The sequence below is a fragment of the Microbacterium sp. genome (genome assembly GCF_039812165.1).
In the GTDB taxonomy this organism is placed as follows: Bacteria; Actinomycetota; Actinomycetes; order Actinomycetales; family Microbacteriaceae; genus Microbacterium.
In genome coordinates, this window is the sequence record NZ_JBDIAB010000063.1 from 1 (window position 1) to 13,732 (window position 13,732).

The following is a 13,732-nucleotide window of genomic DNA, read 5'->3' on the forward strand; positions in this document are numbered from 1 at the left end:
ATAGAATCCTCTGGTGAAGCCGTTCCTGCTGCTGGCCACGCGCGCCGAGGATGTCCCCGCCGACGAGGAGTACCAGCTCTTCCTGAAGTACTCCGGGCTCACCGAGGACCAGCTCGTGCGCGTGCGCCTGGAGTCGGGCCCGATGCCCGACGTCGACCTCGACGACCTGTCCGGCATCTTCGTCGGCGGCGGCCCGTTCAACGCCTCCGACCCGCCGCAGAAGAAGTCGCCCGTGCAGCATCGCGTCGAGGGAGAGTTCCGCGCGCTCCTCGACCAGGTGGTCGCGCGCGACTTCCCGTTCCTGGGCGCGTGCTACGGCGTCGGCACGCTCGGCGTGCACCAGGGCGCCGTCATCGACGACACGCACCGCGAGCCGATCAGCGTGATCGAGGTCACCCGCACCGAGGCCGGGCGCGCCGATCCGCTCCTCGCCGAGATGCCCGACACGTTCGCCGCGTTCGTCGGCCACAAGGAGGCGGTGTCGCGCCTGCCGGAGTCCGCGACGCTGCTGGCGAGCGGCGCCGCGTGCCCCGTCCAGATGTTCCGGGTGGGCCGGAACGTCTACGCCACCCAGTTCCACCCCGAGCTCGACGTCGACGGCATCACGACGCGCATCCACGCCTACGCCGACCACGGGTACTTCGCCTCGCACGAGCTCGAGCTGACGCTGGAGGCCGTCCGCCGCCTCCATGTCGCCCACACCGGCCGCATCCTGCGCGCCTTCGCGACGCGCTACGCGCGCTGACACCGCCTCCGCACCCATAGTGCATTATGATGCACTTGTGAGTGCATCGAAAGTCCCTGCCTGGTCGCTGGCCGTCGCGGCGATGCTGCTGATCCAGCTCTCCAACGCGCTCTCGGTCGAGGTCATCGAGCACGTCGGCGCCGCGGGAACCGCATGGCTGCGCATGTGCTTCGGCGCCATGATCCTCTGGGCGATCGTGCGGCCGTCGCTCCGCTCCATCCGGCGCGCGGACCTGCCGATGCTGCTCGCCCTCGGCGCCGTCACCGGGCTCATGACGACGTTCTTCCTCGGCGCGGTCGAGCGCATCCCGCTCGGCACCGCCGTCGCGATCGAGTTCCTCGGCCCGCTCACCGTCGCGGGGCTCACGAGCCGGCGGCGGGCCGCCCTGGCCTGGCCGGCCCTCGCTCTCGCGGGCGTGGTGCTCCTCACCGAGCCGTGGCACGGGAGCATCGACCTCGTCGGCATCGGCTTCGCCGCGCTCGCGGGCACGTGCTGGGGCCTCTACAACGTGTTCACGCAGCTGGTGGGCGACCGGTTCTCGGGGATCAGCGGGCTCGCGCTCACGATCCCCGTCGCCGCGGTCGTCACGACCGCCTTCGGCCTCCCCCAGGTCGTCGGCGGCGACCCGACGTGGGGCACGGTCCTCCTCGCGGCGGGCATCGCGCTCATCGCCCCGGTGATCTCGTTCGGCCTCGAGATGCTGGCCCTGCGCCGCATGACCCACACGGCGTTCGGCACGCTGCTCGCGATCGAGCCCGCGTTCGGCATCGTGATCGGGCTGCTGATCCTCAGTCAGACCCCGACCGTCGTGCAGCTGGCCGGCATCGCCCTGGTGGTCGTCGCCGGGGCGGCCGCCCAACGGGGCGGCACCCGTGCGCTCGCACCCGAGACGCCGCCCCAGACGACCTGACGCCGCTCAGTACGCCGGCGGGGTGTGCCAGATGCGGTCGATGTAGTCGCGCATCGACCGGTCGGACGAGAAGAACCCGCAGCGGGCGACGTTGAGGATCGCGGCGTGCGTCCAGGCATCCTGGTCCGCGTAGGCGGCATCCACCTTCGCCTGCTCGGCGATGTACGACGCGTAGTCGGCGAGCACCATGAAGCGGTCGTCGTAGAGCAGGTTCGACACGATCGGCTCGAAGGTCGAGCGGTCGCCGTTCGAGAACGCCCCCGAGGCGATGAGGTCCATCGCCCGGCGCAGGTCGTCGTTGGACTGGTAGAACTCGCTCGGGCGGTAGCCCTTCTCCCACAGCGCCTCGACCTGGGGCTCGCTCATGCCGAAGAGGAAGAAGTTGTCGTCGCCCACGAGCTGGCGGATCTCGACGTTCGCGCCGTCGTCGGTGCCGATCGTGAGCGCGCCGTTGAGCGCGAACTTCATGTTGCCGGTGCCCGAGGCCTCCTTGCCCGCGAGCGAGATCTGCTCGGACAGGTCGGCGGCGGGGATGACGCGCTCGGCGAGCGTGACGTTGTAGTTCGGCGGGAACAGCACCTTCAGGCGCCCCTCGACGCGCGGGTCGTCGTTGACGACCGAGCCCACGGCGTTGATGAGGTGGATGATGCGCTTGGCCATCGCGTAGCCGGGCGCCGCCTTCGCGCCGAAGATCACGGTGCGCGGCTGGACGTCGGATGCCGCGAGCTTGCCCGAGACGATGTTCTCGTACTGCGTGACGACGTGCAGCAGCTTCAGCATCTGGCGCTTGTACTCGTGCAGGCGCTTGACCATGACGTCGAGCATGTGGCCGTCGCTGACCTCGAAGCCGTCGCGCGCGCGCAGCACCTCGTGCAGGCGCCGCTTGTTGGCGGCCTTCACCTCGGCGAACTTCGCGCGGAACTCGGGGTCCTCGGCGTACACCTCGAGCTCGCGGAGGCGGTCGAGGTCGGTCAGCCACGCGGGGCCGAGCGCATCGGTGATGAGCTCCGACAGCGCGGGGTTGGCCAGGCGCATGAAACGGCGCGGCGTGACGCCGTTGGTGACGTTCGTGAACTTGCCCGGGAAGAACTCGTTGAAGTCGGGCAGCACCTTGTCGCGCAGCAGCTGCGAGTGCAGCTCCGCGACGCCGTTGACCTTCGCGCCCGCGACGGTCGCCAGGTACGCCATGCGCACGGAACGGGTGGGGTGCTCGGCGATGATCGACATGTTGCGAATGCGCATCTCGTCGTCGCCGAACTGCTCGCGCACCGCGTCGAGGAACTCGTCGTTGATGCGGTAGATGATCTCCAGATGGCGCGGCAGCAGGCGGCCGAGGAGGTCGACCGGCCACACCTCGAGCGCCTCGGGCAGGAGGGTGTGGCACGTGTAGGCGAAGCACTGCTGGGTGATGGCCCAGGCATCCGCCCACGCCATGCCCTTCTCGTCGACGAGCACGCGCATGAGCTCGGGCACGGCGATGACCGGGTGCGTGTCGTTGAGCTGGAAGATGACCCGCTCGGGCAGCTTCGCGAGGTCGTAGTCGGCCGGCAGCACGCGGTTGATGAAGTCCGCGATGGATGCCGCGACGAAGAAGTACTGCTGCTGCAGGCGCAGCTCCTTGCCCTGCGGCGTGGAGTCCTCGGGGTACAGGACCTTCGAGATGTTCTCGGCGTAGGTCTGGGCACGGACGGCCTCGGCGTAGTCGCCCGAGTTGAAGATGCGCAGGTCGAAGGCGTCGGTCGCCTTCGCGCTCCACAGGCGGAGCGTGTTGACGCGGCCGTTCTGGTAGCCGGGGACCATGTAGTTGTAGGGCACCGCCGACACGTTCCACGCCGGGATCCAGCGCGTGCGCGTCACGCCCTCGTCGTCGTAGGTCTCGGTGTGGCCGCCGAACGAGATGGTCTGGGCGGCCTCGGGGTGCGGGAACTCCCACGGCGACCCGAGCGTGAGCCACGCGTCGGGCTGCTCGACCTGCTGGCCCTCGACGAACGTCTGGCGGAAGATGCCGTACTCGTAGCGGATGCCGTAGCCGATGTTCGGCACGCTCATCGTCGCGAGGGAGTCGATGAAGCACGCGGCGAGGCGGCCGAGGCCGCCGTTGCCGAGCCCGGGCTCGACCTCCTGCGCGCGCAGCTCGTTGAGGTCGAGGCCGCACTTGGCCATCGCCTCGGTCGCGATCTCGGTCAGACCGGCGGCCATGAGGTTGTTGTCGAGCTGGCGGCCGAGCAGGTACTCGGCGGAGAGGTAGCAGACGCCCTTGGACTGCGTCTCGCGCTGACGGCGGAGATCCTCGAGCCAGCGCGCCATGAGGTAGTCGCGCACGGTGTACGCGAGGGCGGTGTACTGGTCGGTGGTGCTCGACGCCGAGAGCGGCACGCCGCGGTCGAAGTTCAGGTTGAGCAGGAACTGGCGGACGAAGCCGTCGACGGAGCTCGGCGGGCCGGTCACCGGGGCGAGGGCGATCGGGTGCGTGGCGCCGGTGGGATGCGCGTCGACAGGGGCAGCGGGTGCGGTTGCGTTCTCGGGCACAGATAGGAAGGTACATGCCGTTCGGCGGATGCGCGAAAACGCAACACGCGTGCGCGCGTCGTTCAGGAGCGGTCGAGCTCGGCCGCGCGAGCCTCGCGCGCGCGGCGCAGCTCCTCGGTCGCGGCGGCCACGGCGTCCTCCGCGCTCCGCACGCGACGCTGCGCGAAGGTCGACGCGCCGTGCCGTGCGCGCACCCGGTCGGCGCCCTCCTCGACGCCCGTGACGATGTAGGCGCACGCGATCAGGATCACCTGCGCCGACAGGTTCACCCACAGCAGCAGCGCGATGAGCGAGGCGAACGAGGCGAGGAGGGGGTTGGATGCCGCACCGCCGACGAACAGCCCGGACAGCTGCTGCAGCACCGTGAGGCCGAGACCGCCGACCAGCGCGCCGCTCCACAGCGCCCGCCCGCGCGCGGTCATGCCCGACAGCACGCGGAACAGCACCGCGATGATCGCGGCGTCGAGGAGGAAGGTCACGAGCACCGCCACCGAGCGGGAGGCGGTGGCGGCCAGGACGTGATCGCCGGGAAGGCCCAGCCAGCCGATGACGACCCCCACGCCCGCCGTGCCGAAGAACGTGACCGCCGCCGACGCGGCGAGCGCACCGCCGATGCCCACCGCGAGCGCGAGGTTGCGCAGCAGCACCCAGTACCAGAGCACGTCGTCCGACACGGTGCCGGCGATCGTGCGGATCGCGATGCGCAACGACCCGATGGCGCCGATCGCCGCGCCGACGAGACCGACGAGCGAGACCGCCGTCGCGATCGACAGGCCCCCCGGCGCCTCGATCGACGACGGCTTGATGATCCCGTCGTCGCCGACGAGGCCGGGGATGGCGGCATCCACCGCGTCGATGAGCGCGCGCCACGCCTGCGGATTGCCGGCGAGCCACAGCGCCGCGATCGAGAAGCCGAGCAGCACGCCGGCGAAGATGCTGAACAGGGCCCGGTAGGTGACGCTGTCGGCGAGCGTCGGGCCGCGATGCTCCGAGTACCGCAGGAACGCCCGCACCGGTTTCAGCGTCAGGGCCCGGGCGATGACGCGCTGGAGGAGGTTCGGTCCGGCCATGGCGGCCACGATACCTGCCGTGCGCGGTCACGAGGCCAGGAGCGACCACGCGATCGCGCCCCAGGCGCCCGCGAGCATGAACGGCCCGAAGGCGATGCGCGTGCCGCGGCCGGCGCGTCGCGCGGCGACGAGAGCGAGGCTCCAGAGGCCGCCGAGGACGAAGCCGGCGACCGCGCCGAGGATCGTCTCGGTCCAGCCGAGGACACCGAGGAAGAGACCGATCGCGCCGGCCAGCTTGACGTCGCCCGCGCCCATGCCGCCGCCCGCGCGGTGCAGCACGTAGTAGAACGCGAAGAGCGCCGCCGCGGCCAGGAGCGCCCGGAGCGACGCCGTCGGCTCCCCCGCCGCGAGCGCCACGGCGGCGGGGACGAGCCCGACGGCGTACAGCGGCAGCACGAGGCGGTTGGGCAGCCGGTGCTCGCGCACGTCGATCGCGGCGAGCCGCACGCCGACGACGGCGAACACGGCGAAGGCCGCGATCGTCAGGACGGCGGGAAGGATGCCGCTCGCGGCGGCGTTCACGCGTGCGCCCGGTCGGTCATCGCGCCAGCGTAGCCATCCGACCCGCCCCTCCGTCGAGACTGTCCACAGCCGCGGTGGGGTACGGTGAAGCCCCCGGCGTCGGATTCATCGACGCCGGTCTACGGGCCGCTCCGGCGGCCCTCAACACCGAAGGAATGACGTCATGGCCACCGGCACCGTCAAATGGTTCAACTCCGACAAGGGATACGGGTTCATCGCACCCGACGACGGCTCCGCCGACGTGTTCGCCCACTTCAGCGCGATCGTCGGCACCGGCCACCGCAACCTCGAGGACGCGCAGAAGGTCGAGTTCGACACCGAGCGCGGTCAGAAGGGCCTCCAGGCCACCAGCATCCGCGTGATCTGATCCTCCTGAACGTGCCCGGTGGCACGGCGGCCGTGTGCCGCCGGCCACCGGGCATCTTCTTGCCTCGCCGGCCCGACGTGCACCGCCTGGGAGGACACCGGGCATCCGGACCGCATGCCTCTGCGCGCATGAGCGGACGGGTACGGTGGGCCTAGCGATCGGCGACCGCCCATGGCTCCGCACTGACCACGCACGCGTCGTGGCCGATCGAAACGGGTAGCGCCATCGCCTCCTCCACCCTCACCGCCCCGGCATCCACGCTCGGACGCGTGCGTCAGACGTACGCCGGCACCGAGACGTTCCCGCACATGACGCGCGCGTACACGCAGCTGTCGCAGGTCGTCCGTGAGACGGGGCTGCTGGCCCGCACGCGCGGCTTCTACGCGCTCGTCGGCGGCGCCCTGCTCCTCGGGCTCGCCGGCTGCGTGGCCGGGTTCGTCCTCCTCGGCGACAGCTGGTTCCAGCTCCTGATCGCCGGTGCGCTCGGCATCCTGCTCACGCAGATCGCCTTCCTGGCCCACGAGGCCGCACACCGGCAGATCCTCGCCTCCGGACCGGCGAACTTCCGGCTCGCCCGCATCCTCGCCGGCGTGGTCGGGATGAGCTACGCGTGGTGGGACGCGAAGCACACCCGCCACCACGCCAACCCGAACAGGGTCGGCAAGGACCCCGACATCGAGGTCGACACGATCTCGTTCCTCGAGGAGGACGCCGCGCAGTCCCGCGGCCTCATCCGGCTCATCACCCGCAGACAGGGGTGGCTGTTCTTCCCCCTGCTGACCCTCGAGGGGCTCAACCTGCACTATCTGGGGCTCAAGCACCTCCTGTCGCCGGGACAGGTCAAGGGCCGATGGACGGAGCTGGGCATCATCGCGGCGCGCTGGGCCGTCCTGCTCGTGCCGCTGTTCCTGTTCCTGCCCCTCGGCATGGCCTTCGCGTTCCTGGGTGTGCAGCTGGCCGTCTTCGGCGTCTACATGGGCGCCTCGTTCGCGCCCAACCACAAGGGCATGCCCGTGATCGCCGAGGACGCCAAGCTCGACTTCTTCTCGAAGCAGGTCTACACGTCGCGCAACATCCGAGGCGGCTGGTGGGCGACGTGGCTCATGGGCGGCCTCAATCACCAGGTCGAGCACCACCTCTTCCCGAGCATGCCGCGGCCGCACCTGTCGAAGGCGCGCGAGATCGTGCGCGATCACTGCGAGGCGCTGGACGTGCCGTACACCGAGACGTCGCTGCTGCGCTCGTACGCGATCGTCATCGAGCACCTCAACCGCGTGGGGCTGGCCGCCCGCGACCCGTTCGACTGCCCGATGGCCGCGCAGTACCGCCGGGTCTGACCCGGCCGCGTCCCGCCGACGGCGCCGCCCGCCTCAGCGGATGCGGACGGCTCCGGGCTGCACGGTGATCGTCACGCGCTGCGTCTCGCCGAGGTCCTCGCCGTCGATCTCGAACACGCGGGGCTCTCCGAGCTCGACGCGGAGCCGCCGCACGCGGCCGTGCGCGGCGCTGTCGGAGCTCTCGGTGCCGTTCGTCCCGGTGAGCAGGCGCCGGATGCCGTTGTCCCACACCAGGTTGCGGATGGTGTCGAGCCACTGCACGGCACCGTCGGCGCTCAGGACGAGCAGGTCCAGCTCGCCGTCGGAGGGATCGGCGTCGGGCAGCAGCGTCACACCCGCCTGCAGCATGCCGCAGTTGCCGACGAGCACCGTATGGGCGCGCGCGTCGGCCGGTTCCCCGTCGTCCACGGCGAGACGGAGGTCGATGACCTCGCTGGCCGTGAACGCCCGGCCGAGCGACTCGACGTAGGCGAGCCAGCCGGCCTTGTCCTTGAGGTCGTCGTCGGTCTCGGCGATCATGTGCGCGTCGATGCCGAAGCCCGCGAGCACCGCGAACGCGTGCCGCTCGGTGCCGCCGTCGAGGTCGACCTCGGCCCAGCCCACGTCGACCGGTCGCGCCGTGCCGGCGAGCACGCGACCGAACGCGGCGGGCAGGTCGTCCAGCGGCACCCCCAGGTTGCGGGCGAGGAGGTTGCCGGTGCCGAGCGGCACGATGCCGAGCTCCGCGTCGGCCTCCTCGTGCGCGAGGTGCTCGGCGACCGCGCGCACCGTGCCGTCGCCGCCCGCGGCGACGATCACGTCGGCGCCGTCCGCCAGCGCGCTCGCGGCCGCCCCCTGGCCGGCGTCGTCGGGAGTGGTCTCCCACCACGTGACCCGCGGCTCCGCGCCGGCGGATGCCGCGGCATCCGTCAGCCCGCTCTCGAGCTCCTCCTTCGAGGTCTTCGACGGGTTCCACACGATGCCGATCCGAAGAGCGTCCATGCCCGGATCCTTCCAGACGAGCCGGCGTCGGGCCATGGGGGTCACGCCTCGTCGATCGCGTGCTGGAACTGCGACTCGTACAGCCGCCAGTAGGCGCCCTTCGCCGCGAGCAGCTCGCGATGCGACCCCTGCTCGACGATCGAGCCGTGCTCCATCACGACGATCGCGTCGGCGTCGCGGATCGTCGAGAGCCGGTGCGCGATCACGAAGCTCGTGCGGTCGGCGCGCAGCCGCTGCATCGCCTTCTGCACGAGCACCTCGGTGCGCGTGTCGACCGACGACGTCGCCTCGTCGAGGATGAGCACCTGCGGGCGGGCCAGGAACGCGCGCGCGATCGTGATGAGCTGGCGCTCCCCCGCCGAGATGTTGCCCGCCTCGTCGTCGAGCACCGTGTCGTAGCCGTCGGGCAGCGCGTGCACGAACCGGTCGACGTACGCGGCGACGGCCGCCTCGTGGATCTCCTCCTCGGTGGCGTCCGGCCGCCCGTACGCGATGTTGTCGCGGATCGTGCCCTCGAACAGCCACGTGTCCTGCAGCACCATGCCGGTGCGGCCGCGCAGCTCGTCCCGCGTCATGCGGCGCGCGTCGACGCCGTCGAGGGTGATGCGCCCGGCATCCACGTCGTAGAACCGCATGAGCAGGTTCACGAGCGTCGTCTTGCCGGCTCCGGTCGGGCCGACGATCGCGATCGTCGACCCCGGCTCGGCGACGAGGTCCATGTGCTCGATGAGCGGCTTGTCGGCCTCGTAGCGGAACGACACGTCCTCGAACGCGACGCGCGCGCCGCCCGCGGCCGCCGGCGGCGCCTCGGGATCCGCCGGGTCGGGAGTCTCCTCCTCGGCGTCGAGCAGCTCGAAGATGCGCTCGGCGGATGCCACGCCCGACTGCAGCAGGTTCGCCATCGACCCCAGCTGGCTGAGGGGCTGGGTGAACTGGCGCGAGTACTGGATGAACGCCTGCACGTCGCCGAGGAGCAGCGTGCCGCCGGCGACCATCAACCCGCCCACGACGGCGATGGCGACGTACACGAGGTTCCCGATGAACATCATCGAGGGCATGATGATGCCCGACACGAACTGGGCGCCGAACGACGCCGCGAACAGCTCGTCGTTCTTCGCGTCGAACGCCGCGTCGACGTCGCGCTGGCGACCGAACGCCTTCACGATCGCGTGCGCCGTGTAGGTCTCCTCGATGCGCGCGTTGAGCTCGCCGGTGTGCCGCCACTGCGCCACGAACATGCGCTGCGAGCGCTTGGCGATCACCACGGTGACGAACATCGTGAGCGGGATCGTGACGAGGGCGACGAGGGCCAGGAGCGGCGAGATCACGAACATCATCACGATCACGCCGACGATCGTGAAGACCGACGTGATCGCCTGCGACAGTGTCTGCTGCAGCGTCTGCGACACGTTGTCCATGTCGTTGGTGACGCGCGAGAGCACCTCGCCGCGCTGCAGCCGGTCGAAGTACGACAGCGGCAGGCGGTTGATCTTGTCCTCGACGTCGGAGCGGAGCCGGTAGATCGTCCGCTGGATGGCGCCGTTGAGCACGAACCCCTGCAGCCACAGGAACAGCGCCGACAGCACGTACAGGCCCAGCACGATCAGGAGCACCGTGCCGAGTGCGCCGAAGTCGATGCCCTCGCCCGGGCGCAGGTCCATCGACGACACGAGGTCGGCCTGCTGGTCGTTGCCCTGCGCCCGCAGTCCCGCGATCACCTGGTCCTTCGTGGTGCCGGCCGGCAGCTGCGACGAGATGAACCCCTCGAAGATGATGTTCGTGCCCTGGCCGAGGATCTTCGGCGCGAGCACGGCGAACACGACGCCGACGATCGCCAGCACCGTGACGAGCACGACCGGCCACGCCTCGGGGCGGAGACGCCCCATCAGCCGCTTCGCGCTGGGGCCGAACTGCATCGCCTTCTGTGCCGGCAGCTGCGGTCCGCCGAACGGTCCGCCGCCGGCGCGGGGACGCGGCTGCGTCGCCACGGGGGCGGTCTGCCGGTCGCGGTCTGCGGCGCTCATGCTGCGGCCTCCTCGGCGCTCAGCTGGCTGGCGACGATCTCGGCGTAGGTCTCCGAGATCTGCAGCAGCTCGTCGTGGGTGCCGCGCGCGACGATCTCGCCGTGCTCGAGCACCAGGATCTGGTCGGCGTCGACGATGCTCGACACCCGCTGGGCCACCACGAACCGTGTGGCGTCGCCGACGTCGCGGTCGAGCGCTCGGCGGAGCCTCGCGTCGGTGGCGACGTCCAGGGCCGAGAACGAGTCGTCGAACACGTAGATCTCGGGGCGCTTGACCAGCGCGCGGGCGATCGCGAGGCGCTGGCGCTGGCCGCCCGACACGCTCGTGCCGCCCTGGGCGACGACGGACTCGAGCCCGTCCGGCATCGCGGCGACGAAGTCGCGGGCCTGCGCGACCTCGAGCGCGTGCCACAGCTCGGCGTCCGTGGCATCCGGATCGCCGTATCGGAGGTTCGAGGCGATCGTGCCGGCGAACAGGTACGGCTTCTGCGGCACGAGGCCGATGCGCGCGGCGAGCACGTCGGGGTCGAGCTCGCGCACGTCGACGCCGTCGACGAGGACGGCCCCCTCGGTGGCGTCGAACAGCCGCGGCAGCAGGTTGACGAGCGTCGTCTTGCCCGCGCCGGTCGATCCGATCACCGCCGTCGTGGTGCCCGGCTCGAGCCGGAAGTCGAGGTTGCGCAGCACCGGCTGCTCGGCGCCGGGGTACGAGAACGACACGTTCCGCAGCTCGACGGTGCCGTGCGAGCGCAGCGCCGTGACCGGCGCGACGGGTGCGACGACCGACGACGCGGTGTCGAGCACCTCGCCGATGCGGCCCGCGCTCACCGCCGCGCGCGGGATCATCGTGAACATGAACGTGGCCATCATGACGGCCATCAGGATCTGCATGAGGTACTGCAGGAACGCGAAGAGCGTGCCCACCTCCATGCCGTCGTTCTCGACGCGGAACGCGCCGAACCACAGCACCGCGACGCTGGAGACGTTCAGCACGGCCATCACGATCGGGAACATGAGCGCCATGTAGTTGCCGGCCCGCGTCGCCGTGTCGGTGATCTCGACGTTCGCGACGTCGAAGCGGTCGGTCTCCAGCGGCTCGCGCACGAAGGCCCGGATCACGCGGATGCCGGTGAGCTGCTCGCGCAGGACCGCGTTGACGCGGTCGAGGCGCTTCTGCATGACCCGGAACAGCGGCACCATGCGCGTGACGATGAGCCCGACGGCGATCAGCAGCACCGGCACCGACACCGCGATGAGCCAGCTCAGGCCGGGCTCGATCTGGATCGCGGCCACGACCCCGCCGATCGCGAGGATGGGCGCGGAGACGAACAGCGTGCACGTCATCTGCACGAGCATCTGCACCTGCTGCACGTCGTTCGTGGAGCGGGTGATGAGGCTCGGCGCGCCGAAGCTCGACACCTCGCGCTCCGAGAACGCGCCCACCCGGCGGAACACGTCGCGGCGCAGGTCGCGGCCGACGGCCATCGCGACGCGGGCCCCGAAGAACACCGCCGTGACGGTGCAGATCACCTGCCCGAGCGTGATGAGCAGCATCCACCCGCCGGTGGCGAGGATGTAGCCGGTGTCGCCCTTGGCGACGCCGTGGTCGATGATGTCGGCGTTCAGCGCCGGCAGCGCGAGGGTCGCCCACGCCTGCAGTCCCTGGAACGCGGCGACGCCGAGCAGCAGCGGCCAGTAGGGCCTGAGGTATCGGATGAGCAGTCGGAGCAGCATGGCCCGCTTCTTCCTCTCGGTGGATGTGTGCGTCGGAGCGGTCAGTGTGCGCGGAGCGCGGATTCGGGCGCCGTGGAGATCTCGGGCACGGCGATGCCGTGCAGCAGCAGCTCGCGGATCTCCGCGGGCGTCCACGGCTCGCCGCCGGCGAGCATGGGATGCGTCATGGCGAACGCGGTGCGGCGGATCACCTGGGCGGCGCGACGCGGCGCGACGCGCAGCTCGTCGCGGTAGGGCAGCAGCAGGTCGGCGATCGCGTCGGTGACCGCCTCGTCGTGCATGGAACGGCGGTCGGGCAGCCGACCGTCGCCGGGACGGATGCGCAGCACGCTCAGCAGTGCGAACGTGTCGGCGACGCGCTGCTGCGTCAGCTCGATGAGGCGGTCGATCAGGTCGGCAAGGGCGCGCTGGCGCGGGAGCCCGGCTATCCGGGCGGCCATCGTCGTGCTGTCGAGGCAGCGGTGCACGCACGCGGAGATCAGCTCCTCCTTGTCGTCGAACACCGCGTAGATGGTGCCCTCGGCGACGCCGGCCGCCTCGGCGATCTGCTTCGAGGTCGTCTCGCGCCCGTGCGCGGTGAGGAGCGGGATCGTGGCGTCCACGATCGCCTCGCGCCGCTCGTCGCGCGTCATCCTTCGCCGTCTCGACTCGTGCATCGCACCAGTGTAACTGAGTGAGCACTCACTCAGATAGTGCGGGATGTGCGGGCCCGTTCCACCCCGCGATCAGCCTCGCCGCCATTCTCAGCAAACACTCAGCAATCAGTCTTGTCCCCCATTTGGTGGACAAGGGACGTGCGCGCTACAGTCTCTTCTGTACCCGAGACGCCGGCTGCATACTGGGGTAGACAGCCGTGAAATGCCGCGACACAGTCGCAGCTCCCGTGCCATCCGGGAAAAGAATGGCGAGCCCTCTCGAGGTCTCCAGCTGGGGCTGGACTCCTCGAGAGGGCTTCTCTCTTCCGTCGCCGATGCGACGGAGGACCGCTCAGTCGTCGACGTCCGTGGCGACCACCGCGAGGTCGTCGGAGAGCGCCACCTCGACCTCGCCGCCGCGTCCGTCGCGGAAGGTCACCTCGAAGGCGACGCCCCGGTCGTCCGACGTCGAGATCGAGTCGACGACCACACCCGTGGCCACGGACGACGCCGCCTCCTGCGCCGCCGCCACGATGCGCTCGATCCGCGCGAGGTCGAGCTCGGGCTCCGGGGTCGGGTCGCCGTCGCGGTCGTACGGTGCCGACACGGTCCCGTCCGCGGAGACGAACACGTCGGCATCCGTCGTGCCGTCGAGCCGCACCTCGATCTCGTAGCCGCCCGGCTCGACGTCGATCGAGCTCACGCCCGACCCGCCCGACGCCGACAGGGCGGCCGTCGCCGCGTCGCGCAGAGACGCGGCGTCGGATGCCGGCAGATCCGCCGTCGCGCCGCCGGCGTCGCGACGCTCGCCGGCGCCGCGGTCGTCGTCTCGGTCGGCCGTGCGCGAGGCGTCGCCGGCCTGCGACGAGACCGTGGTCG

12 protein-coding genes are annotated in these 13,732 nt (G+C 70.8%); 4 read left to right on the plus strand and 8 right to left on the minus strand.

Features of this window, described 5'->3' with window-relative positions; genetic code table 11:
- Positions 1 to 13: 13 nt before the first annotated feature.
- Positions 14 to 745, plus strand: a complete 732-nt coding sequence (locus WML84_RS07190; RefSeq protein ID WP_347345462.1) for a glutamine amidotransferase — start codon at positions 14 to 16, stop codon at positions 743 to 745.
- 37 nt (positions 746 to 782) lie between these two features.
- Complete coding sequence (locus tag WML84_RS07195; RefSeq protein WP_347345463.1) at positions 783 to 1,655, plus strand: EamA family transporter; 873 nt, start codon at positions 783 to 785, stop codon at positions 1,653 to 1,655.
- Positions 1,656 to 1,661: 6 nt separating this feature from the next.
- Here WML84_RS07195 and WML84_RS07200 read toward each other — a convergent pair whose 3' ends face one another.
- The 3 genes from WML84_RS07200 to WML84_RS07210 form a co-directional block, all read right to left on the minus strand.
- Positions 1,662 to 4,103, minus strand: coding sequence for a glycogen/starch/alpha-glucan phosphorylase (locus WML84_RS07200; protein WP_347345472.1), 2,442 nt, complete (start codon positions 4,101 to 4,103; stop codon positions 1,662 to 1,664).
- 143 nt (positions 4,104 to 4,246) lie between these two features.
- A complete protein-coding gene (locus tag WML84_RS07205; protein WP_347345464.1) occupies positions 4,247 to 5,254 on the minus strand; it encodes a YihY/virulence factor BrkB family protein in 1,008 nt (335 codons plus the stop codon).
- Positions 5,255 to 5,281: 27 nt separating this feature from the next.
- The gene (locus tag WML84_RS07210) at positions 5,282 to 5,776 is read right to left on the minus strand and encodes an A24 family peptidase (RefSeq protein ID WP_347345465.1); all 495 of its coding nucleotides are present in this window, start codon (positions 5,774 to 5,776) and stop codon (positions 5,282 to 5,284) included.
- A 163-nt stretch (positions 5,777 to 5,939) separates the two neighbouring features.
- Between WML84_RS07210 and WML84_RS07215 the strand changes: the two genes are divergently transcribed.
- Both WML84_RS07215 and WML84_RS07220 read left to right on the plus strand, forming a co-directional pair.
- Complete coding sequence (locus WML84_RS07215) at positions 5,940 to 6,143, plus strand: cold-shock protein (protein ID WP_347345466.1); 204 nt, start codon at positions 5,940 to 5,942, stop codon at positions 6,141 to 6,143.
- Between the two features lie 206 nt (positions 6,144 to 6,349).
- Positions 6,350 to 7,480 (plus strand): acyl-CoA desaturase, encoded by a 1,131-nt coding sequence (locus WML84_RS07220; protein ID WP_347345473.1) that lies wholly within the window; start codon positions 6,350 to 6,352, stop codon positions 7,478 to 7,480.
- Positions 7,481 to 7,513: 33 nt separating this feature from the next.
- Here WML84_RS07220 and WML84_RS07225 read toward each other — a convergent pair whose 3' ends face one another.
- The 5 genes from WML84_RS07225 to WML84_RS07245 all read right to left on the minus strand — a co-directional run.
- Positions 7,514 to 8,461: a diacylglycerol kinase family protein gene (locus tag WML84_RS07225; RefSeq protein ID WP_347345467.1), complete on the minus strand. Its 948-nt coding sequence runs from the start codon at positions 8,459 to 8,461 to the stop codon at positions 7,514 to 7,516.
- Between the two features lie 41 nt (positions 8,462 to 8,502).
- Positions 8,503 to 10,485: an ABC transporter ATP-binding protein gene (locus tag WML84_RS07230; protein ID WP_347345468.1), complete on the minus strand. Its 1,983-nt coding sequence runs from the start codon at positions 10,483 to 10,485 to the stop codon at positions 8,503 to 8,505.
- Complete coding sequence (locus WML84_RS07235) at positions 10,482 to 12,218, minus strand: ABC transporter ATP-binding protein (RefSeq protein WP_347345469.1); 1,737 nt, start codon at positions 12,216 to 12,218, stop codon at positions 10,482 to 10,484. The genes WML84_RS07230 and WML84_RS07235 overlap by 4 nt, the downstream gene beginning before the upstream one ends.
- Before the next feature lie 41 nt (positions 12,219 to 12,259).
- A complete protein-coding gene (locus WML84_RS07240) occupies positions 12,260 to 12,850 on the minus strand; it encodes a TetR/AcrR family transcriptional regulator (protein WP_347345470.1) in 591 nt (196 codons plus the stop codon).
- A gap of 355 nt (positions 12,851 to 13,205) precedes the next feature.
- Positions 13,206 to 13,732, minus strand: a 527-nt coding sequence (locus tag WML84_RS07245; protein ID WP_347345471.1) for a hypothetical protein, incomplete at its 5' end; no start/stop codon positions are given.

Bases quoted from the DNA above. Each gene is read 5' to 3' on its own strand.
- WML84_RS07235 (WP_347345469.1), bottom strand. From the start codon at position 12,218: ATGCTGCTCCGACTGCTCATCCGATACCTCAGGCCCTACTGGCCGCTG.
- WML84_RS07215 (WP_347345466.1), top strand. From the start codon at position 5,940: ATGGCCACCGGCACCGTCAAATGGTTCAACTCCGACAAGGGATACGGG.
- WML84_RS07225 (WP_347345467.1), bottom strand. From the start codon at position 8,461: ATGGACGCTCTTCGGATCGGCATCGTGTGGAACCCGTCGAAGACCTCG.
- WML84_RS07240 (WP_347345470.1), bottom strand. From the start codon at position 12,850: ATGACGCGCGACGAGCGGCGCGAGGCGATCGTGGACGCCACGATCCCG.
- WML84_RS07205 (WP_347345464.1), bottom strand. From the start codon at position 5,254: ATGGCCGGACCGAACCTCCTCCAGCGCGTCATCGCCCGGGCCCTGACG.
- WML84_RS07230 (WP_347345468.1), bottom strand. From the start codon at position 10,485: ATGAGCGCCGCAGACCGCGACCGGCAGACCGCCCCCGTGGCGACGCAG.